The organism is Alistipes dispar (genome assembly GCF_006542685.1).
Classification (GTDB): Bacteria; Bacteroidota; Bacteroidia; order Bacteroidales; family Rikenellaceae; genus Alistipes; species Alistipes dispar.
The window spans coordinates 2,333,918-2,353,890 of sequence record NZ_AP019736.1 but is presented as its reverse complement, the minus strand read 5'-3'; the positions used below and the strand labels follow the sequence as shown (position 1 = coordinate 2,353,890).

Below are 19,973 nucleotides of genomic sequence, written 5' to 3'. Positions count from 1 at the left end.
TTGGGATTCCGAAAGGCAATTCAACCGAACCAAAACCATGAAGACCGAATTACAGGCCATAGCGGCCCGCTTTGCATTGGAAGGGCCTGTCGTCGCCATCGACACGCTGGGCGAAGGTTTCATCAACGACACGTTCATCGTCCGCACCGGCGGCGACGCCCCCGACTACATTCTACAACGCAAGAACAAGGCGGTTTTCCCCGACATACCGGCCATGATGGAGAACATCCGCAAGGTCACGGAACACATCCGCCGCCGTGTCGCGGCCGAAGGCGGCGACCCGAAGCGCGAGGCGATGACCGTCGTCCCGACGCTCGACGGACGGCTCTGCCACCTCGATCCGCAGGGCGAATACTGGGCCGTCACGGTCTTCATCGACGACACGGTGACCTACAACAAGGCCGATTCGCCGGAGCTGGCCCGCAAAGGCGGCGAAGGGATCGGCCGTTTTCAATCCCAGCTCGCGGACTTCACCGAACCGCTGGCCGAGACGATTCCGGGTTTCCACAACATCCGCCACCGCTTCGCGCAGTGGGACGAGGCGCTCGCCCGCGACGCCGCAGGCCGCAAAAAGGACCTCGCGGCCGAAATCGGCTGGATCGAGGCGCGCCGCGACGAGATGCTCGCTTTCTGGGAGAAGGTCGAACAAGGCGTGATTCCCACGCGCGTAACGCACAACGACACGAAGATCAACAACATCCTCTTCGACAGGACGGGCCGCGTATTGTGCGCCATCGACCTCGACACGGTGATGAACTCCCCCTCGCTCAACGACTTCGGTGACGCGATCCGCTCCTACTGCAACACGGGAGACGAAGACGACCGCGACCCGGGGCGCGTGGGGCTCTCGCCCGACATGTTCGCCGCCTACACCGACGGCTACCTTTCGCAGCGCGCCCGCGAACTTTGTGCCGCGGAGACAGACCATCTGGCCTTCTCGGCCCGTTATATCACCTACGAACAGGTCCTGCGCTTCCTGATGGACTACATCGACGGGGACATCTACTACAAGACCAAATACGCGGACCACAACCTCGTGCGCACACGGGCCCAGTACCGGCTGCTGCAAAGCATGGAAGAGCAATACCCCGCCATGTGCCGCATCGTGGAGGAGACGGCCGCCAAATACAGATAACGGATATGGATATCGCCAAAATATCGGGGATAAGGCCCGGCGACTGGGAGGTGGTGGACCGGGCCTTCGCATCGGTCGAGGCGCAGCCGATCGCCTGCTGCAACTGGGCCGAAACGTATCCCTACGCCCCCGACGTGCAGTTCCGCATGTTCCACACGGGCGACTACCTCATGCTGCGCTTCGACGTAGCCGAGCGTTACACCGCCGCACGGGTCACCGAGGACAACGGACGGGTCTGGACCGACTCGTGCGTGGAGTTCTTCATCGCTCCCGACACCGAAAGTTACTACAATTTCGAAACCTCGTGCATCGGACGCCTGCTCCTGGGGTACCACAGGCAGGGCGAAAAGACCGTCAGCGCCCCGGCCGAAGCGCTCGGAAGCGTGATACGCCACACCTCGCTGCCCGGCACGCCGTTCGAGGAGCGCGAAGGCGACAACCGCTGGTCGGTCGTGCTGGCCATTCCTCCGCAGGCGCTGTTCCGCCACGCCCTGACCGACTGGAGCGGCGCGGAGGCGCGCGCCAACCTCTTCAAGTGCGGCGACGACCTTTCGCACCCCCACTTCCTCTCGTGGCGCCCCATACGGACGGAAAAACCGAATTTCCACCGTCCGGAATTTTTCGATCATATCAAATTCAAATAATATGAACAACAAGTATTCACTTCCGAAAGACGGCGGCCTGATCGCGAAATCGGCCCCGCGCGACATCATCCATCGCTACGAGAAGATCCGCACGAACGTATATGAAAACGAATACCGCGCCGTGCAGTACGTCGCCGACAACATCGTCAGGGCGATCCGCAACTACAACGAGGCGCACTGTTCGAACGGCGTGTACGACGAGACGCGCCCCTTCGTGCTCGGCCTGACCACGGGCCGCACGCCGCTGGGGCTTTACAGCGAACTGGTGAAACGCCACAAGGAGGGCCAGATCAGCTTCCGCAACGTGGCCGTATTCAGCCTCGACGAATTCTACCCGATCCGCTCGACCGAGCAGCAGAGCCGCAACTACCGCATCCACGAGGAGTTCATCAACCACATCGACATCCTGCCCGAGAACGTACACATCCCCGACGGCACGATCCCCGAGGAGAGAATCTCGGAGTACTGCGACTCCTACGAGCGCGCCGCCTCGCGGATCGACCTCATGATCATCGGCGTCGGCGAGGACGGTCAGATCGGCTTCAACGAGCCGGGTTCCTACTCGCGTTCGCGCACGCGTCTCGTGCAGCTCACCTACAATACCCGCAAGGTGCAGTCGGGCGCCTTCTTCGGACTGGAGAACACCCCCAAGATGGCGATCACGATGGGTATCGAGACGATCATGCGCGCCGACCGCATCATCCTGATGGCCTGGGGCGAGAACAAGACGCAGATCGTGCAGAAGGTCGTCGAGGGCGAGATCACGGGACAGGTTCCCGCCTCGTACCTGCAGGCACACCCCAATATCGAGGTGGTGATCGACGAGAACGCCGCGCAGATGCTCACCCGCGAGCAGACGCCGTGGCTGGTGGGTCCCTGCGACTGGACGCCGAAGTTCGTGCGCAAGGCCGTGGTATGGCTTTGCGGCGTCGTGCACAAACCGATCCTGAAACTCACCTACAAGGACTACATCGAGAACTCGCTGGGCGAACTGCTCGAACAGGGCCGCAGCTACGACCAGATCAACATCGACGTCTTCAACGACCTGCAACACACCATCACGGGCTGGCCGGGCGGCAAACCCAACGCCGACGACTCGACGCGCCCCGTGGCATCGAAGCCCTTCCCCAAGCGCGTGGTGATCTTCTCGCCCCACCCCGACGACGACGTGATCTCGATGGGCGGCACGTTCATCCGCCTCGTGCAGCAGGGCCACGACGTGCACGTGGCCTACGAAACGTCGGGCAACGTGGCCGTACACGACGACGTCGTGTTGCAGAACATCGACACCTCGCGCGAACTGGGCTACGGCGACCACTACGCCGAAGTCGGGCGGATCATCGCCGGCAAGAAGAAGGGCGAACCCGAACCGCGCGCGCTGCTCGACCTCAAAGGCTCGATCCGCCGCGCCGAGGCCCGCGCCGCCGTGCGCTCGTTCGGTCTGAATCCCGACACCAACGCCCACTTCCTCAACCTGCCTTTCTACGAAACGGGCGGCATCAAGAAGGGCCAGCTCACGGAGAAGGACATCGAGATCATCGTCAAACTGCTGCGCGAGATCAAGCCTCACCAGATCTACGCCGCCGGCGACCTGGCCGATCCCCACGGCACGCACCGCACCTGCATGGAGGCCGTGCTCGCCGCGCTCGAGGTCGTCCGCGACGACGAGTGGATGAAGGATTGCCACCTGTGGCTCTACCGCGGCGCCTGGATGGAATGGGAGCTGGGCATGGTGGACATGGCCGTGCCCCTGTCGCCCGACGAGCTGATCATGAAGCGCCACGCCATCTACCGCCACCTGTCGCAGAAGGACATCATGCCCTTCCCGGGCGACGACCCCCGCGAGTTCTGGCAGCGCGCCGAAGAGCGCACGCAGAACACCGCGAAACTCTACGACCAGCTCGGCATGGCCGAATACCAGGCCATCGAGGTATTCGTCAAAATGTTCTGATCCGACAAAGCAACCGATAACGGACGGATGCCGCACAACCCCTCCGGGGCCGCATCCGCCGTTCCTAAAAATTCCGTTATGCGACTTATCATCGAAAACACCCCGCAGCAGGTGGCGCAATGGGCCGCCAACTACATCATCGAGCAGATCCGCAACAAGGCGCAGCACACCTCGTCGCCCTTCGTGCTGGGACTGCCCACCGGCTCAACGCCGCTGGAGACCTACAAGGAGCTCATCCGCCGCCACAAGGCCGGCGACGTGTCGTTCAGGAACGTCATCACGTTCAACATGGACGAGTACGTCGGACTTCCGGAGGAGCACCCCGAGAGCTACCACTCGTTCATGTGGAACAACTTCTTCAAACACATCGACATCCTGCCCGAGAACGTCAATATCCTCAACGGCAACGCCGAGGATCTGGTCAAGGAGTGCGCCGACTACGAGGCGCGCATCGTCGAGGCCGGCGGCATCGACCTGTTCATGGGCGGCGTCGGCGAAGACGGGCACATCGCCTTCAACGAACCCTTCTCGTCGCTCAACTCGCGCACGCGCGTCAAGACCCTGACGCAGGACACGATCCAGGTGAACTCGCGCTTCTTCGGCGGCGACACGAACCTCGTGCCCAAGACGGCGCTGACGGTCGGCGTGGGCACGGTGCTCGCGGCCAAGAAGGTGCTCATCCTCGCCACGGGGCCCAAGAAGGCCCGCGCGGTGCGTCACGGCGTGGAGGGATCGTACAACCACCAGTGGACCATCTCGGCCCTGCAGGTGCATCCCAACGGCATCCTGATCTGCGACGAACCGGCCGCCGGGGAGCTGCGCGTGGCGACCTACCGCTACTTCAAGGACATCGAGAAGGAGAACCTGATCTGACGGGGCGCCGCCGCTCCCGGCGAAGAAGAGCGCCCCGGTCCCGGAGACGGTCGCCGGCCGCCGGAAATGCAGAACGCCCCTGCCGCGAATCGTTGCGGCAGGGGCGTTCTCTTTTTCTTATCGGACGCGGACCCCGGAAAACGGCTCCGCAGGTCCGGGACAGGCGTCCCTCCGGGGAACGGATCCCGGAACGGCCCGCCCGGCTACCGGAAGAGGATCATCGAGGGGAACCAGTATTCGGCATCCGTGTAGGGGAACGACTTCTTCTGCTCGCCCGTGGTCCCGTCCACGACATAGATGGTCGCATGACCGCCCCAGTCGGCGGTATAGAACAGGTAGAGATCGTCGCTTTCGGGATCGGCATTCAGCCCCGCACCGTAAACGGAATAGCGAGTCCCGTCCACCTCCGGAGCCGGGAAGAGCTTCTCCGCAGCGCCCGTGGCGATCGTGAACCGATAGACGTCGTAACCCGAAGAACTGCCCTCGACGAAATAGAGCGCATCACCCTTCTTCGAAGCGTGCAATCCGGTCGGCGTATAGGCCCACTGGTTGTAGTAAACCGAGAGGTCGTCGCCGAGCGTCACCTCCTCCGAAGTCAGAGCCGTCGTGTTGATCTTGAAGAGTTTGTTCCCGGCAGCGGCCCACAGCATGCCTCCTGCCTCGGCGAAACCCGTCTTCGCGGCGGCAGGAAGGTCCTTCACGAAGGCGAGGGTCGAGGCGTCGTAAACCTTCACGACATCCCCCTCGCCGGCCGAAGCGGTGAGGAAAACACGCCCGTCCTTCACGGCGACGTCGCCCCCCAAACCGCGCCCCTCGAAGAAGGCGTCGCCCAGCTCCAGCGGATCGAGCGATACGGAATAGGCGCCCTCGGAGGTGGTCAGCACGCCGTGCTTGCCGTCGATCAGCGCAAATCCGTAGGCCTGGCCGGTCAGCGCGCCGTCGGGCAGCGCCGATTTCTTCAGGAAGTCCTCGAGCCCCACCTCGACCAGCCAGGGCGTCTCCTTCGACACGAAGTAAACGTTGTCGTCGCTGCACACGGCCACCGTGCCGGTGTTGCCCAGCTTCTCGCCCTCGTTATTCTCCTGGTAGAGATTGAGCGACCACTCGCCCGTCGTCTTATCGTAGTAGTTCACCGACGCCGGGGTCCGGCCGTAAGAGCCTTCGTTATAGACGTAGAATCCGCCCTGATACTTGTCGGAAGCGCCGGGGGGGGGCGGTGTCGTCGAACCGTTGTCGTCAGAGCAGGCCGCGAAAACCGTCGCGGCGAGTGCGAAAAGCAATGATTTTTTCATCTTTCGGATCAATTATTAAAATAAGTACATAAAAAAAGTAAATCCGGTCTCCTTTCCCGGAGCCGAATCCCGCTTCGCACATACGCCCGACAAACCGACAGACAATCGCACCGACGCCCCGCAGGGCCGAAGTTCGACGCACCGTTCTCCGCAGCAACCGTTCGAATGAGGATTCTCCCTCGGGAGACGCAAGGCAGGTCTTCTGGCTCGTCCCAGCCGCGACGCCTTCCCGATTCATCCCGGAATCAGTGGCTTCAAGCGTGTCGCGGCAACTCTTGCGGAACTTACAGCAGCGGGAACTGCTGCCGATTCACACGGCATTCCCATTTAATCACGCGGGGCCTCGCCGGACCCTTTGTGAACCATTGCGGCGCAAAAATACGAAATAAATTCGTATCTTTGCCCCAGCTAACAAAAAATTCGCTGAAATCATGAAGCACGCATACGTTTTCCCCGGCCAGGGGGCTCAGGCCGTCGGCATGGGCAAAGATCTCTACGACAACGTTCCCGCTGCCCGGGAGCTGTTCGAGAAGGCCAATGAAATCCTCGGATTCCGCATCACGGACATCATGTTCGCCGGCACGGACGAGGAGCTCAGGCAGACCCGCGTGACGCAGCCCGCCGTATTCCTCCACTCGGTCATCATGGCCAAGGCGCTCGGCGTCGAACCCGATGCCGTGGCCGGTCACTCGCTCGGCGAGTTCTCGGCGCTGGTGGTGGCCGGGGCCCTCTCGTTCGAAGACGGTCTGAAACTCGTTTCGAAACGAGCGATGGCCATGCAGGCCGCCTGCGAGGCGCAGCCCGGCACGATGGCCGCCATCCTCGGACTGGACGACAAGACCGTGGAGGAGATCTGCGCGTCGATCGACGGCGTGGTGGTCGCCGCCAACTACAACTGCCCGGGGCAGCTCGTCATTTCGGGCGCCGTGGAGGCCGTGGATGCGGCCTGCGAAAAGGCCAAGGCCGCAGGCGCGCGCCGTGCGCTGCGTCTGCCCGTGGGCGGTGCGTTCCACTCGCCGCTGATGGAGCCGGCCAAGCAGGAGCTGGAAAAGGCGATTGACGACGCTCCCTTCCGGACTCCGACATGCCCGATCTACCAGAACGTGGATGCCAAACCCTATACCGACCCGGCAGCCATCAAGGCGAACCTCATCGCCCAACTGACGGCTCCCGTCCGCTGGACCTACATCGTGAAGAACATGCTCGCGGACGGCGTCGGAGAGTTCACCGAACTCGGCCCCGGCACGGTGCTCCAGGGCCTGATCCGCAAGGTGGACGCCCAGGCGACGGTCGAGTCGAAATCGACGTTGTAACCGATCCGTCCGCATTCCGCGGAAGGAGAGGGAACAGATTGAAAAACAATCTGTTCCCTCTTTTATTGTTCATTTTTGCAAATAATTTATTAAATTTATTAAGAATTTTTGCAGTCTATTGAAATAATTATTATATTTGTGCCGCCAGTTAAAAAAAGCGAAGAAAATGACATCATTGACCGAGTTCTTCAACAAACACGAAGACGACACCCTCAAGGGCATTTCGCATAAGAACAGCATCATCAAGCGCAACATCATCGCGCACATGGCCGTAAACGGCGAGTGCACGCTCTCGGAGCTGACCAAGGAGCTGCACATCAGCGTTCCGACGATCACCAAACTCGTGCAGGAGCTCGTGGACGAAAACATCGTCACGGACCTGGGCAAGGTCGAGACTCCGGGCGGACGCCGTCCCAACATCTTCGGCCTGGCCAACTCGGCGATCTACTTCGTCGGCGTGAACGTCGGCCGCGACAACATGCGCTTCATGGTCACCGACCTGCAAAACAACATCATCAAGGAGGAGAACGACTTCACCTTCGAGCTGCAGGACCGTCCGCAGTGCCTCGAGCGCATCTGCACGAACATCGAGAACTTCATCGCCTCGTGCGGCGTGGAGCGGAGCAAGATGCTCGGCCTGGGCGTCTGCATGACGGGGCGCGTGAATCCCGACACGGGCCGCAGCTACAAATACTTCACCTCCAACGAGCAGTCGCTGCGCGACATCCTCGAGGAGCGGATCGGCCTGCGCGTGCTGATCGAGAACGACACCCGCGCCCGCTGCTACGCGGAGTACACGTGTGGCAAATCGAAGGAGGAGAGCAACGTGCTGTACCTCCACATGGGCCGCGGCGTGGCCATCGGAATCGTCGTGGACGGCAAGCTCTACTACGGCAAGAGCGGCTTCGCCGGCGAGTTCGGCCACATCCCCTTCTTCGACAACGAGATCATCTGCTCGTGCGGCAAGAAGGGCTGCCTCGAAACCGAGGTGTCGGGTATCGCCATCGAGGACAAGATGCGCCACATGATCGAAAAGGGCGTGAACACCATCCTCAAGAAACAGTACGACGAACAGCGGACCGTGCACATCGACGACATCATCAACGCGGCGATGAACGACGACAACCTCTCGATCGAACTGATCGAGGAGGCGGGCGAAAAGGTCGGCAAGGCCATCGCGTTCCTCATCAACACGTTCAACCCCGAGACGGTCATCGTCGGCGGCAACCTCGCGGCGGCGGGCGACTACCTGATGCTCCCGCTCAAGTCGGCGACGAACAAATACTCGCTCAACCTGGTTTACAAGGACACCAAGTTCCGCGTTTCGAAGATGACCGAGAGCGCGAACGCGTGGGGCGTGGCCATGCTTATCCGCAACAAGGTAATCGGCATCTGATGAACCTCGAAGGCCGCATCGTCCGGCTCCGGGCCGTGGAACCGGAGGACGCGGAGCTGCTCTACGCATGGGAGAACGACACCTCCGTGTGGAGCGTGAGCGGCACGACCGAGCCCTTCTCGCGGGCCCAGATGGAGCGGTTCATCGCGGCGCAGTTGCAGGGCGGCGACCTCTTCCGCACGGGTCAGTTGCGGCTGATCGTCGAGACGCGCGCCGAAGCGCGCCCCGTAGGCATTGCGGACCTCTTCGAGTTCGATCCCCTCAACCGGCGCGCCGGTCTCGGAATCCTGATCCACGACGCGGACGACCGCGGCCGCGGGTATGCCTCCGACGCGGTGGAGACGCTCTGCGGATACGCCCGCGAACGGCTGCGGCTGCACCAGTTGTGGTGCAACGTGGGAACGGACAATGCGGCCAGTCTCGGACTGTTCCGCCGCACGGGATTCGTCCCCGCAGGCATCAAACGCCAATGGCTGTGGACGCCGGAAGGCTACCGCGACGAAATGCTGATGCAAAAGATTCTGGAATAGAAAAAAGAGGCTGACTAACTTCAACCGTTAGTCAGCCTCTTTTTCCATGCAGCCGCTGCGGATCACTCCAGCCGCCGCGAACCGTCGGAGATCACCACGTCGTAAATCTTCGGCTCGTGGCCGTATCTGGCGTTGAACTTCTCCTTCGCCGTGGCGATGAAACGATCGTACAGCTCGTCCCTGACCAGATTGATCGTGCAGCCGCCGAAACCGCCGCCCATGATGCGCGCCCCGGTCACACCGCACTCCCCGGCGAGCGTCGCCAGAAAATCCAGCTCCTCGCACGACACCTCGTAATCCTTCGACATGCCCCAGTGCGTCTCATACATGCGCGCGCCGACCGTCTCGTAGTCGCCCTTCTCCAAAGCCTCGCAGACGTCGAGCACCCGTTTCTCCTCGCCGATGACATAACGGGCCCGTTTGTAGTCCTCCTCCGAGATCCGGTCCCTGACGGCATCGAGCTGCTCCATCGTAGCTCCGCGCAGGAACTCCTGCCCGAGCACCTTCGCCACACGCTCGCACGAGGCGCGGCGGTCGTTGTAGGGCGAACCCACCAGCTCGTGCTTCACGCGCGAATCGACGAGCACCAGCCTGTAGCCCTTCGGATCGAACGGGAAGTAGGCGTACTCCAGCGAGCGGCAGTCCAGCCGGATCAGGTTGCCCTTCTTGCCGAACACCGAGGCGAACTGGTCCATGATGCCGCAGTTCACGCCGCAGTAGTTGTGCTCGGTGGCCTGGCCGATCTTCGCCAGCTCGAACTTGTCGATGCCGCAGCCGCAGAGGTCGTTCAGCGCGAAGGCGTAGGTCGATTCCAGCGCCGCCGACGAGGACATGCCCGCTCCCAGCGGCACGTCGCCCGCGAAAACCGTGTCGAAACCGCCGATCGTCCCGCCGCGCTTGCGGATCTCGCGGCAGACGCCGAAAATATACCGCGCCCAGCTCTCGGCAGGCTTGTCCGCCTCCTCGAGGCCGAACTCCGACGATTCGCCCAGATCGAACGCATAGGCGCGCACACGATCCGTACCGTTGAGCCGGATGGCCGCCACGATGCCCTTGTCCACGGCTCCGGGGAAGACGAAACCTCCGTTGTAGTCGGTATGTTCGCCGATCAGGTTGATACGCCCCGGCGAGGCGAACAGCACGGCGCCCGCACCGTAAAGCTCTTCGAATTTCTTGCTGACTTTCTCTTTCATCTCTTTCATAGCAGGTTTGTAGGTTATGGATCGCAACCGATCATACGAAGATAGGAAAAAATCCGGGCTTTTCCGAATTTTTCCTCCAAAAACGGCATCGTTCCGGTTCAAAACCGCGAAACGTGCGGAAAGACCGCCCGCAAGTACGGCAATTCACCGACAACCGATTGCCGGTCCGGGATTTTTCCCTATCTTTGCGACAGTTTCGTTTCACAAGCGCACAACCCGAAAACCGAACGATATGATCCGAAAGATTCTGCTCTCCGTCGCCCTGCTGTCGGCCGGAGGAGCCCTGCACGGACAACCCAAAGTAATCGCCCACCGCGGCTACTGGACCGCTCCCGGATCGGCCCAGAACTCCCTCGCCTCGTTCGCCAAGGCCGACTCGATCGGCGTTTACGGCTCGGAAATGGACGTCTGGCTGACGGGAGACGACAAACTGGTGGTCAATCACGACCAGGTTTACAAGGGAACCGACATAGACATGGCACGCGCCCGGGCCCGGGACATCACGCGGATCGTGCTGCCCAACGGCGAGAACCTGCCCACGCTCGACGAGTACCTCGAGACGGTGGCGGCCCGTCCCGCCACCCGGCTCGTCCTGGAGACGAAGACGCTCGTCCCCTACCGCCGGGAGGACATCGCGGTGGAAAAGATCGTCCGCGCGCTGGAAAGACACGGCCTTACGGAGCGGACGGACTTCATCTCCTTCTCGCTGAACGCCTGTCTGGAGTACCGGAAGCGGCTGCCCGAAGCCAATGTTTACTACCTGGCCGGCGATCTCTCGCCCGAAAGCCTCCGCCGCGTGGCCCTGACGGGTCTCGACTACTCGGCGGGCGTGCTGCGCCAGCACCCCGAATGGATCGAGCAGGCTCACCGGGCGGGACTCGAAGTCAATGTCTGGACGGTGAATTCGGAGGAGGAGATGCGCTATTTCATCGCGCAGGGCGTGGACTACATCACCACCGACTATCCCGAACGCCTGCAAGCCCTGCTGAGGGAGTAGGATTCCCGGAATGACGACACGGAACGGGCGGCAGAGCTTCTGCCGCCCGTTCCGCATTCCCGTCCGCCCGGAGGTGCGTATCCCCGCGAACAGAACCGCGACGTCCCGCGCCGGGACCTCAGACCTCCACCACCGTCACCTCGATCCCCCGCTCGCGCAGCCGGTCGAGGTAGAGCGGCTGCACCCGGTTGTCGGTGATGATCCGGTCCACGGACTCCAGGTCGCAGATCTTGCTGAAGCCCCGGCGGCCGAACTTCGAACTGTCGGCCAGCACCACCACCTTCTGCGCCGCGTCGATCATCGCCCGGTTGAGCGAGGCCTCGAGCATGTTGGTCGTCGTCAGTCCGAAATCGGGGTCGATGCCGTCCACGCCGATGAAGAGCTTGCTGCAGTTGAAGCTGCGCAGCATCTGTTCGGCGAAGGGTCCCACGACCGAAACCGAGCTGCTACGGGTGATGCCGCCCAACTGGATGACGTCCACGTCGGGATCCTGCGAAAGGATCTGCGTCACGGGAACCGACGCCGTGATGACCGTCAGCCGTCCCTGGGGCTTGATCTCACGGGCCAGAAAGGCCATCGTCGTTCCCGACGCGATGATGATCGAGTCGTCCTGCGCGAGGAGCGCCGCGGCCGCGGCCCCGAGCGCCTGCTTCTCCGCCACGTTCTTCTTCTCTTTCTCGTTCACGTGCCGGTCGCTGATATAGGGACTGATCAGGATGGCGCTTCCGTGCGTCCGGTAGAGTTTCTTCTGCTGCTCGAGGAAGGAAAGGTCCTTGCGGATGGTCACCTCCGAAACCCGGAAACGCTCGGAAAGCTGCGTGACCGAGATCGAACCGTATTGCTGCAACAGGGCGAGTATCCTGCCGTGCCGTTCCGGCAGGCTCAAATTGTTTTCTTCACCTGATTTGTTCATATTCCGATAACCCGTTTTGTTGTTTATAGAATGCAATATACGAAAAATAATCCGGAATCGGCAGATTTTTTCGGAATAAAAATCCGCTTCAAGACGATCCGCAACCGAATTCGCAATAATTCAAAATATATTCGATTTCATTTTGAAATATAACAAAACATTCATACCTTTGCACCGAAACAAAATCGAATCACTTCAGACTGACGTATGGAAAGAGCTTCGCAAATCGGAAAATTCTCCGACAGAGACAAGATATGGGACATGGTCGTCGTAGGCGGCGGCGCGACGGGACTGGGCGTGGCGGTGGACGCCGCGACACGCGGCCTGAGCGTCGCGTGCCTCGAAAAGAGCGACTTCGCCAAGTGCACTTCGAGCCGTTCGACCAAACTCGTGCACGGCGGCGTGCGCTACCTCCAGAAGGGCGACGTGCTGCTCGTGCTCGAGGCGTTGCGCGAGCGCGGCCGCATGAAGGCCAACGCACCGCATCTGGTCAAGGACCAGGCATTCGTCATCTCGAATTACAGCCATTGGAACAACGTGCTCTACTTCTGCGGACTCGCGTTCTACGACCTGCTTTCGTTCGGTTTCGGTTACGGACGTTCGAAATTCATCTCGGCGAAGAAGGTGCGGAAATACCTTCCCACGTCGGTGGAGAAGGGGCTGAAGGGCGGCGTGGTCTACCACGACGGGCAGTTCGACGACTCGCGCATGGCCGTAAACCTCGCACAAACCTGCGTCGAACATGGCGGCACGGTCCTCAACCAGGCCACCGTGACGGGGATTCTGCACGATGACGCAGGCCGCGTGGCGGGTGTCCGCTTCACCGACAACCTCACGGGCGAGAGCCGCGAGGTGAAGGCCCGCAGCGTGGTGAATGCCGCCGGGTGTTTCGTGGACGACATAATGCACATGGACTGCCCCGACCACAGCCCGATGGTGACGCCGAGCCAGGGCGTGCACCTCGTGCTGGACCGGAAATTCCTCCGGAGCGATTACGCCATCATGGTCCCCAAGACCTCCGACGGGCGCGTGCTGTTCGCCGTGCCGTGGCACGACAAGGTCGTCGTCGGCACGACCGACATCGTCCGCCCGAAAGCCGAGGAGGAGCCCCGGCCGCTCCGGGAGGAGATCGACTTCATCCTCTCCACGGCGGGACTCTACATGAACCCCGCCCCGACCTACCGCGACATACTCTCCGTCTTCGCGGGCCAGCGGCCGCTGGCAGCACCCAAAAAGGAGGGCAAGAGCACCAAGGAGCTGTCGCGCAGCCACAAGGTCATCGTATCGGACAACGGGCTGGTGACGATCACCGGCGGCAAGTGGACCTCCTACCGCCTCATGGCCGAAGACACCGTGGACCGGGCCATCGCGGAGGCCGGGCTGCCCCGCCGCAAATGCGTCACCCGGAAACTCCGGATTCACGGCTACCGCCCCGATCCCGACCTGAGCAACCACCTCTACGTTTACGGCTCGGACGAGGAGCGCATCCGCGCCCTCATCGCCTCCGACCCGGCATTGGGCGAACGGCTCTCGCCGAAATTCGGCTACACGCTGGCCGAGGTCGTCTGGGCCGTGCGCGAGGAGATGGCCCTCACGGTCGAGGACGTGCTGGCGCGCCGCGTGCGGCTGCTGTTCGTGGACGCCCGCGAAGCGACGGCCGCCGCCCCGAAGGTGGCGGAGACGATGGCCCGCGAGCTGGGCCGCGACCGGGCGTGGATCGACCGCCAGGTGGCGGACTTCACCGCGCTGGCCCAAAACTATATCTTCGAAGAATAACGGCGCCTGAACCGGACGCCGCCCCGCCGCCTACCGGATCGCATAGGCCCTCAGCTCCCGGCTGAGGGCCTTTTCGCGTCCCCCGACCAACCGGTCCACAAGAGCGTGGAACCGCGGCGAATGGTCGTGATGCACCGTATGGCAGAGCTCGTGCACGATCACATAGTCGCGCAGGTGTTCGGGCAGGGTCATAAGGAACAGGCTGAGCGATATGTGGTTCCGCCCCGAACAACTTCCCCACTTCGTCCGCGAGGCGCGGATCGAGAGCTTCGCATACCGCAGTCCCGTCTCGGCGGCGATCCGCCCGATGCGGACCGGAAGATCGGCCTTCGCGGCGCGGCGCAGCATCTCGACACGGACCTTCTCCTCCGCAGGGGGCAGCTGCGGAGGCAAAGCGGCCCTGCGGTGCGAAAGCCGTTCGCGGGCCGCTTCGACCCACGGGATCTTCTCCTCGAGGAACGCCAGCGCCCGCATCTCCGACACGCCGCAGGGATAGACGAGCCGCACGTCTCCCGAGGCGCGTACGCGGATCGAGACCCGCCGGGCGCGCGACGACCGCACGCACTCGATTTCGCCCAGCACCGGATGGGTCATCGCAGCATGACGGCCCGCAGTTGCGCACCGGCGATCCGCCAGCCGAGCGAATCGGTGCGTTCCAGCGAAAGGTCGCTGAAAATGATCCTACACCGCGCATCGCGGTAATCCATCAGCGGCTCGATGTGCTCCCGGCTGTCGCGCAGCTCCTCGCACGAGGCGACGCCGACCCGCGCGAGCTGGCGCGCGAGCAGCTCCGCCCCGGCGATCCGGATCCGTTCGCCGCCGACATCCACCCGCAGCGTGTCGTTCCCGAACTCGGCCCAGGAGGAGTAGCAGGGTAGCCAGAGACGCGAATAGCCGTCGCCGAGCGCGTACTCCGCGTCGTCCGGAAGGTAAAAGAAGCGCGTCGCGCCGCCGCCGGTGCCGGCCGCCGGCACACGATCCGTCCATCCCCGCACGTAATCGGCGAAGTCCGAGGGAAAAAGTTCGGCATACCGCTCCGTCGAGCTCAGGCCGAACGCCGCAAGGCGAAGCGTATCCCGCGAATACAGATAGGCAAGCGCCTCGTACAACTCCCGGTAGCGCGCACCGCGCACCGTGTCGGCCAGCGGAACGGGCGTCAGCACGAGACGTCCCGCAGAGTCGAGCCGGTCGAGCGACCGGGCGATACGTTCGGCGCGTGCCTGCTGCGAGCGGACGGCGACCCGCCCGGGCTCCAGCGCAGGGACGTAGGCGACGGCCGCGAAGAGGAGCATGGCGAAAAGCACGACCCAAAGGTAGCGTCCCGTGCGGCGCGAAAGGAAGATCGCGAGGCAGAAGGTCATCACGGCGCCGCAAACCACGAGATAGACGCGCGGTTCCGTCAGACCGTATTCGCCCACACGGCGCAGCGTCCCGATCCAGAACAACACCGCCGCGGGCAGGGCGAAGAGGCTCAACCGGTCGTAGAACCAGCCGTAAATCCGCCGTCCGAACAACTCCTGCAAAGCCTTGACGGCCAGCGCCACCGACGTGAATCCGAAGACCAGATAGGCCACTCCGCCCTCGGGCAGCGACCACGTGACGAGAATTTTGAACGCATAAAGGTAGAGGATCGCCGCATAGATCAGCACCGCCGGCGAGACGATCCAGTCGAGCAGCACTTCGAGAATGCGCGTTCCGTGTACCTCGGAGCGCTCCCAGCGGTCGAGCATCATCATGAAGAGCAGCGGCACGACGAACGTCGAGGTCACGATCCACGTGTCCACCGCCGCATGCTCGACCCATGCGGCGCCGCCGAATCCGAAGATATAGGCCGCCGACCAGAGAATCGCCTGGAAAAGGCCGAGCGCGACGTAGGCGAAAAGCAGCGCCAGCAGCGCGGCGCGCAGCAGAATCACCGTGTCGAAGACGAAACGGCGGTTCGCCACGGCCCGGCGGCAGGCCAGCAGCGCCAGCGGGGTGAGCAACCCGACGGTGATCGCCCCGCGCGCCGACTCCAGCCACGCGCCGAATCCCGGCCACAGGGCCAGCGGCACGAGCGGCGCCCACGCCACCCAGTAGAGCCTCCGCCAGGGCGTCCGTCCGGTCAGCAGATTGACCGCGAGCAGCAGAACGGCTCCCCACCCCACGGCCGCGAGCCGCACGTCCGGCTCCCAATCGCATTCGTAGCAGAGTACGAGCGCCGCGGAAAGCCCCGCCGCAAGCAACAGTTCGACGGGATGACGCCGCAGCACGCCGTGCGCCCCCGTCCGGAACGACGTCCATAAAGATTTGAAATCGAATACCATACCCAGGTCATTTGAGATTAACGATCGTCCCCGCTTTCCCGCACCGCCCGGCTCCGCGGCCCCGGCGTCACTCCCCGATCCGCTGGCGCACCGCCTCGAAGAGCATCACCGCGGCGGCGGCCGAGACGTTCAGCGACTCGATTCGCCCGATCATAGGAATGGCCAGTTGCTCGTCGCAGAGCTTGAGCACCTCGCGCGATACGCCCGTGTCCTCGGCCCCCATGACGATCGCCGTCGGGCGGCGGAAATCGGCGTCGTATAGCAGCTTGCGGCTCTTCTCCGTGGCCGCTGCGACCTGGAAACCCTCCGTCTGCAACTGCCGGAGCGTGTTGCGGACCGACCCCACGCGGCAGACGGGAATCGTCGTCAGCGCCCCGGCCGACGAACGGATCGCCTCGGCATTCACCGGGGCGGAGTTCTTGAGCGGCACGATGAGTCCGTGCGCCCCGGCGCACTCGGCCGAACGGGCGATGGCTCCGAAGTTGCGCACGTCGGTCACGCCGTCGAAGACCACCACCAGCGGCGTCTCGTCCTCCGGAACCCGTTCGAGGATGTCGGCCAGCTCCACATAGGCGATGGCCGCCGTCTGCGCAACGACCCCCTGGTGGTTGCCGCGCGTCAGGCGGTTGAGTTTCTCGACCGGAACCTCCTGCCAGCGCAGGCGATGGCGCATGCAGAGGTCCTTCAGCTCCTGCATCAACGGTCCCTCGGCCCCCTTGCGGATATAGAGTTTTTCGATCTGCCGCCCGGCCTCGACGGCCTCGGCCACGGGACGAATCCCGAATATGAGGTTATTGTCCATAATTGTCCTGTGGTTTTATCGCTTCCGCCGCCGTCCGCCGAATCACTCGCCCTCGGTGATCTCCAGTTCGTAGGAGGCCTTCTCCCACTCGTGCATCTGTCGGTCGTAACGGGTTTTCAGTTCGTTGTAAGCCTTGTAGTCGGCCTCGTCGTAGGCCGTCGCAGCGGCGAACCGCGCGTCGTACTCCGCGATCCGCTTCTCGATGTCGGCCAGTTCCGCCTCGATGGTCTCCACGTTCCGGCGCAGTTTGCGGAGCAGCTTCTCCTGCTCCTTGCGCTGTTCGTAGGAGGCCTTACCGGCGGAAACCGCCTTCGCGGGCTCCTCCGCAGCGGAGGATTTCACCGGGCCGGATTTCGCGGCGGCCTTCGTCCCGGCCGCACCCCGTCCCGCAGCGCTTCCCGCTCCGGAATCGTTCCCTGCGGCGCCCTTCGCGGCAGCGCCTTTCGGCGACGGGTCGCGCCGCTCGATCTCCCGCAGCGACTCGATCTTGCGCTTTTCGAGGAAGTAGTAGATGCCGCCGAGGTACTCCTTCACCCCGCCGTCGCGGAACTCATAGACCTTCTCCACCATGCCGTCGAGAAATTCGCGGTCGTGCGACACGACGACCACCGTGCCGTCGTATTTCATGATGGCGTTCTTGAGGATGTCCTTCGAGCGCATGTCCATGTGGTTCGTCGGCTCGTCCAGCACCAGCAGGTTGCGCGGTTCGAGCATCATGCGGGCCATCGCCAGCCGCGCCCGCTCGCCGCCCGAGAGGACCTTCACCTTCTTGTCGATGTCCTCGCCGCGGAAAAGGAACGCCCCGAGGATGTCGCGCAGCCGTGTGCGGATGTCGCCCACGGCCACGCGGTCCAGCGTGTCGTACACCGTGAACTCGCCGTCCATCAGATCGTCCTGGTTCTGCGCATAGTAGCCGATATTGACATTGGCCCCGAGGCGGACCGACCCTTCGGTGGGCGTCAGTTGCCCCACGAGCATCCGCGCCAGCGTGGTCTTGCCCTCGCCGTTGCGGCCCACCAGCGCGATCCGGTCGCCCTTTCCGATCGTGAAGTTCGCGCCGCTGAAAACGTGCTTTTCGCCGAACGACATGCCCGCATCGCGGATCTCGGCGACGATCTGCCCCGACCGGGGCGCCGGCGGGAACTTGATGTTGAGCGTGGCGAGGTCCTCCTCCTCGACCTCCAGCCGTTCGAGGCGTTCGAGCTGCTTGATGCGCGACTGCACCTGGTTCGACTTCGTGGGCTTGTAGCGGAACTTCTCGATGAACTCCTCGGTCTTCTCGATCATCCGCTGCTGGTTCTCGTAGGCGGCCAACTGCTGCGCACGGCGTTCGGCGCGCAGTACGACGTACTTGGAATAGGAGACCTTGTAGTCGTAAATCTTCCCGAGCGACAGCTCCACCGTGCGGTTGGTCACGTTGTCCAGAAACGCCCGGTCGTGCGAAATGAGCAGCACGGCGCCGTTGTAGCCGCGCAGGTACTCCTCGAGCCACTGGATCGACTCGATGTCGAGGTGGTTCGTGGGCTCGTCGAGCAGGAAGATCGAAGGCCGGCGCAGCAGCAGCTTCGCCAGCTCGATACGCATGCGCCAGCCCCCCGAGAACTCGCTCGTGGCGCGGCCGAAATCCGAACGCTTGAATCCCAGGCCGAGCAGCGTCTTCTCGATGTCGGCGTCGCGCGTCTCGCCGCCGAGGATGTGATAATGGTCCTGGGCGTCGTTGAGCCGGTGCAGCAACTGCTCGTAGGCGGCGCTTTCGTAGTCGGTGCGCTCGGCGATCTCGCGTGTCAGCGCGTCGATCTCCGCCTCGAGCCGCAGCACCTCTCCGAAGGCTTTGGCCGTCTCCTCGACGAGCGTCGTGGTGTCGGCCACGCGCATCGTCTGCGGCAGGTAACCGATCGTACAGTCGCCGTTGAGCGTCACGGCTCCCGAGGTGGGCTGCTGCTCGCCCGTGATGATACGCAGCAGCGTCGTCTTGCCCGCGCCATTCTTCCCCACCAGGCCGATGCGGTCCTTGGGGTTTATCAGAAACGAAATATTGTCGAAGAGGGTCCAGCCCCCGTAGCTCACCGTGAGATTGTCGAGAGAAATCATAAATTCGTGAAACTCGTATGCCATAATCCGGAGGGCCCGTGCGGCGAATCCGCTATCCGCCCCGGCATCTCCTCCAAACCTCTTTCCGGCACGCCGCCGTCGTACAGGCCGCCGAAATTCAGCGCAAAGGTAGCGATTTAATCCGATATATCGTATCTTTGCCTCCCGAAACGAACTCCTGTCATGGAAAACCCGGAACGATACCTGCGCTTCGTACGCGAAGCGGAACGCCTGAAAGACACCCTGCGCTCGGCGCATACCTCGCAGGGACGGCACGAAAGCACGGCCGAACACTCGTGGCGGCTGGCGCTGCTGGCCCTCGCGCTGGCCGGCGAAAGACCCGGGCTGGATTCGGAGCGCGTGCTGGGCATGTGTCTGATTCACGACCTGGGAGAGGCTTACGAGGGGGATATTCCGGCCGTCGAGCAGACCGATCCCGCCGCCAAGGCCGCGACGGAGCGGTCGGCGGTCGATCGGCTCACGGCACTGCTGCCCGAAGCCGCCGCACGGCGCATCCGTTCGCTTTGGGAGGAGTACGAGGAGTGCCGCACGCCCGAAGCCCGCTGGGTCAAGGCGCTCGACAAGGCCGAAACGATTCTCCAGCACAACCAGGGCGCCAATCCCGAGGGGTTCGACTACGCCTTCAACCTCGGCTACGGCGCCGCGTGGTTCGGCGGGGATGCGCTGCTGAGCGAACTGCGCCGCCTGCTCGACGAAGAGACCGCACGGCACATTCCTCCCGCCCGCTGATC

General features: G+C 63.1%; 17 protein-coding genes and 1 riboswitch. Of the genes, 10 read left to right on the top strand and 7 right to left on the bottom strand.

The genetic code is table 11. The annotated features are described in order from the left end of the window. The first annotated feature begins 37 nt into the window (after positions 1-37). The 4 genes from FME97_RS09895 to nagB all read left to right on the top strand — a co-directional run bounded on the left by FME97_RS09895 (position 38) and on the right by nagB (position 4,603). Complete coding sequence (locus FME97_RS09895) at positions 38-1,135, top strand: phosphotransferase enzyme family protein (protein ID WP_141429463.1); 1,098 nt, start codon at positions 38-40, stop codon at positions 1,133-1,135. 5 nt (positions 1,136-1,140) lie between these two features. Further along, a complete protein-coding gene (locus FME97_RS09890; protein WP_141429461.1) occupies positions 1,141-1,779 on the top strand; it encodes a carbohydrate-binding family 9-like protein in 639 nt (212 codons plus the stop codon). 1 nt (position 1,780) lies between these two features. Further along, positions 1,781-3,730, top strand: a complete 1,950-nt coding sequence (locus tag FME97_RS09885; RefSeq protein ID WP_141429459.1) for a 6-phosphogluconolactonase — start codon at positions 1,781-1,783, stop codon at positions 3,728-3,730. 78 nt (positions 3,731-3,808) lie between these two features. Continuing rightward, positions 3,809-4,603 (top strand): glucosamine-6-phosphate deaminase, encoded by a 795-nt coding sequence (gene nagB / locus FME97_RS09880; protein ID WP_141429457.1) that lies wholly within the window; start codon positions 3,809-3,811, stop codon positions 4,601-4,603. Positions 4,604-4,806: 203 nt separating this feature from the next. Here the strand turns inward: nagB and FME97_RS09875 are convergent, their stop codons facing one another. Beyond that, complete coding sequence (locus FME97_RS09875) at positions 4,807-5,895, bottom strand: DUF5074 domain-containing protein (protein ID WP_141429455.1); 1,089 nt, start codon at positions 5,893-5,895, stop codon at positions 4,807-4,809. Between the two features lie 175 nt (positions 5,896-6,070). Further along, positions 6,071-6,278, bottom strand: a riboswitch (cobalamin riboswitch). Between the two features lie 48 nt (positions 6,279-6,326). Here FME97_RS09875 and fabD point away from each other — a divergent pair. The 3 genes from fabD (at position 6,327) to FME97_RS09860 (ending at position 9,134) form a co-directional block, all read left to right on the top strand. After that, a complete protein-coding gene (gene fabD, locus FME97_RS09870; protein ID WP_141429453.1) occupies positions 6,327-7,208 on the top strand; it encodes an ACP S-malonyltransferase in 882 nt (293 codons plus the stop codon). 166 nt (positions 7,209-7,374) lie between these two features. Next, positions 7,375-8,604, top strand: coding sequence for an ROK family transcriptional regulator (locus FME97_RS09865; protein ID WP_141429450.1), 1,230 nt, complete (start codon positions 7,375-7,377; stop codon positions 8,602-8,604). After that, positions 8,604-9,134 carry a GNAT family N-acetyltransferase gene (locus FME97_RS09860; protein WP_141429448.1) on the top strand — a complete coding sequence of 177 codons (531 nt, stop codon included), beginning with the start codon at positions 8,604-8,606 and terminating at the stop codon, positions 9,132-9,134. The genes FME97_RS09865 and FME97_RS09860 overlap by 1 nt, the downstream gene beginning before the upstream one ends. A gap of 62 nt (positions 9,135-9,196) precedes the next feature. On the opposite strand, the gene galK is transcribed toward FME97_RS09860, so the two are convergent. Then, positions 9,197-10,327, bottom strand: a complete 1,131-nt coding sequence (gene galK / locus FME97_RS09855; RefSeq protein WP_141430011.1) for a galactokinase — start codon at positions 10,325-10,327, stop codon at positions 9,197-9,199. Between the two features lie 241 nt (positions 10,328-10,568). Here galK and FME97_RS09850 point away from each other — a divergent pair, with 241 nt between their 5' ends. Next, positions 10,569-11,333, top strand: coding sequence for a glycerophosphodiester phosphodiesterase family protein (locus FME97_RS09850; protein ID WP_141429446.1), 765 nt, complete (start codon positions 10,569-10,571; stop codon positions 11,331-11,333). A 118-nt stretch (positions 11,334-11,451) separates the two neighbouring features. On the opposite strand, the gene FME97_RS09845 is transcribed toward FME97_RS09850, so the two are convergent. Next, positions 11,452-12,246: a DeoR/GlpR family DNA-binding transcription regulator gene (locus FME97_RS09845; RefSeq protein WP_141429444.1), complete on the bottom strand. Its 795-nt coding sequence runs from the start codon at positions 12,244-12,246 to the stop codon at positions 11,452-11,454. A gap of 207 nt (positions 12,247-12,453) precedes the next feature. Between FME97_RS09845 and FME97_RS09840 the strand changes: the two genes are divergently transcribed. Beyond that, positions 12,454-14,022: a glycerol-3-phosphate dehydrogenase/oxidase gene (locus FME97_RS09840; RefSeq protein ID WP_141429442.1), complete on the top strand. Its 1,569-nt coding sequence runs from the start codon at positions 12,454-12,456 to the stop codon at positions 14,020-14,022. Between the two features lie 30 nt (positions 14,023-14,052). Here FME97_RS09840 and FME97_RS09835 read toward each other — a convergent pair whose 3' ends face one another. The 4 genes from FME97_RS09835 to abc-f form a co-directional block, all read right to left on the bottom strand. Beyond that, positions 14,053-14,616, bottom strand: coding sequence for a M48 family metallopeptidase (locus FME97_RS09835; protein WP_141429440.1), 564 nt, complete (start codon positions 14,614-14,616; stop codon positions 14,053-14,055). Next, entirely contained in the window at positions 14,613-16,328 is a 1,716-nt protein-coding gene (locus FME97_RS09830; protein ID WP_141429438.1) for a DUF4153 domain-containing protein, read from the bottom strand. The genes FME97_RS09835 and FME97_RS09830 overlap by 4 nt, the downstream gene beginning before the upstream one ends. A gap of 67 nt (positions 16,329-16,395) precedes the next feature. After that, the gene (gene rlmB, locus FME97_RS09825) at positions 16,396-17,130 is read right to left on the bottom strand and encodes a 23S rRNA (guanosine(2251)-2'-O)-methyltransferase RlmB (protein ID WP_141429436.1); all 735 of its coding nucleotides are present in this window, start codon (positions 17,128-17,130) and stop codon (positions 16,396-16,398) included. Positions 17,131-17,172: 42 nt separating this feature from the next. Next, complete coding sequence (gene abc-f / locus FME97_RS09820; RefSeq protein WP_141429434.1) at positions 17,173-19,221, bottom strand: ribosomal protection-like ABC-F family protein; 2,049 nt, start codon at positions 19,219-19,221, stop codon at positions 17,173-17,175. A 183-nt stretch (positions 19,222-19,404) separates the two neighbouring features. Here abc-f and FME97_RS09815 point away from each other — a divergent pair, with 183 nt between their 5' ends. Then, positions 19,405-19,971, top strand: a complete 567-nt coding sequence (locus FME97_RS09815) for an HD domain-containing protein (protein WP_141429432.1) — start codon at positions 19,405-19,407, stop codon at positions 19,969-19,971. Positions 19,972-19,973 lie beyond the last annotated feature (2 nt).

Excerpts from the sequence above, each read along its gene's own strand:
- abc-f (WP_141429434.1), bottom strand. The coding sequence starts at position 19,221 with ATGATTTCTCTCGACAATCTCACGGTGAGCTACGGGGGCTGGACCCTC.
- galK (WP_141430011.1), bottom strand. The coding sequence starts at position 10,327 with ATGAAAGAGAAAGTCAGCAAGAAATTCGAAGAGCTTTACGGTGCGGGC.
- FME97_RS09840 (WP_141429442.1), top strand. The coding sequence starts at position 12,454 with ATGGAAAGAGCTTCGCAAATCGGAAAATTCTCCGACAGAGACAAGATA.
- FME97_RS09885 (WP_141429459.1), top strand. The coding sequence starts at position 1,781 with ATGAACAACAAGTATTCACTTCCGAAAGACGGCGGCCTGATCGCGAAA.
- FME97_RS09845 (WP_141429444.1), bottom strand. The coding sequence starts at position 12,246 with ATGAACAAATCAGGTGAAGAAAACAATTTGAGCCTGCCGGAACGGCAC.
- FME97_RS09875 (WP_141429455.1), bottom strand. The coding sequence starts at position 5,895 with ATGAAAAAATCATTGCTTTTCGCACTCGCCGCGACGGTTTTCGCGGCC.
- FME97_RS09865 (WP_141429450.1), top strand. The coding sequence starts at position 7,375 with ATGACATCATTGACCGAGTTCTTCAACAAACACGAAGACGACACCCTC.
- rlmB (WP_141429436.1), bottom strand. The coding sequence starts at position 17,130 with ATGGACAATAACCTCATATTCGGGATTCGTCCCGTGGCCGAGGCCGTC.
- FME97_RS09890 (WP_141429461.1), top strand. The coding sequence starts at position 1,141 with ATGGATATCGCCAAAATATCGGGGATAAGGCCCGGCGACTGGGAGGTG.
- FME97_RS09895 (WP_141429463.1), top strand. The coding sequence starts at position 38 with ATGAAGACCGAATTACAGGCCATAGCGGCCCGCTTTGCATTGGAAGGG.
- FME97_RS09835 (WP_141429440.1), bottom strand. The coding sequence starts at position 14,616 with ATGACCCATCCGGTGCTGGGCGAAATCGAGTGCGTGCGGTCGTCGCGC.
- FME97_RS09860 (WP_141429448.1), top strand. The coding sequence starts at position 8,604 with ATGAACCTCGAAGGCCGCATCGTCCGGCTCCGGGCCGTGGAACCGGAG.
- fabD (WP_141429453.1), top strand. The coding sequence starts at position 6,327 with ATGAAGCACGCATACGTTTTCCCCGGCCAGGGGGCTCAGGCCGTCGGC.
- FME97_RS09850 (WP_141429446.1), top strand. The coding sequence starts at position 10,569 with ATGATCCGAAAGATTCTGCTCTCCGTCGCCCTGCTGTCGGCCGGAGGA.
- nagB (WP_141429457.1), top strand. The coding sequence starts at position 3,809 with ATGCGACTTATCATCGAAAACACCCCGCAGCAGGTGGCGCAATGGGCC.
- FME97_RS09830 (WP_141429438.1), bottom strand. The coding sequence starts at position 16,328 with ATGGTATTCGATTTCAAATCTTTATGGACGTCGTTCCGGACGGGGGCG.
- FME97_RS09815 (WP_141429432.1), top strand. The coding sequence starts at position 19,405 with ATGGAAAACCCGGAACGATACCTGCGCTTCGTACGCGAAGCGGAACGC.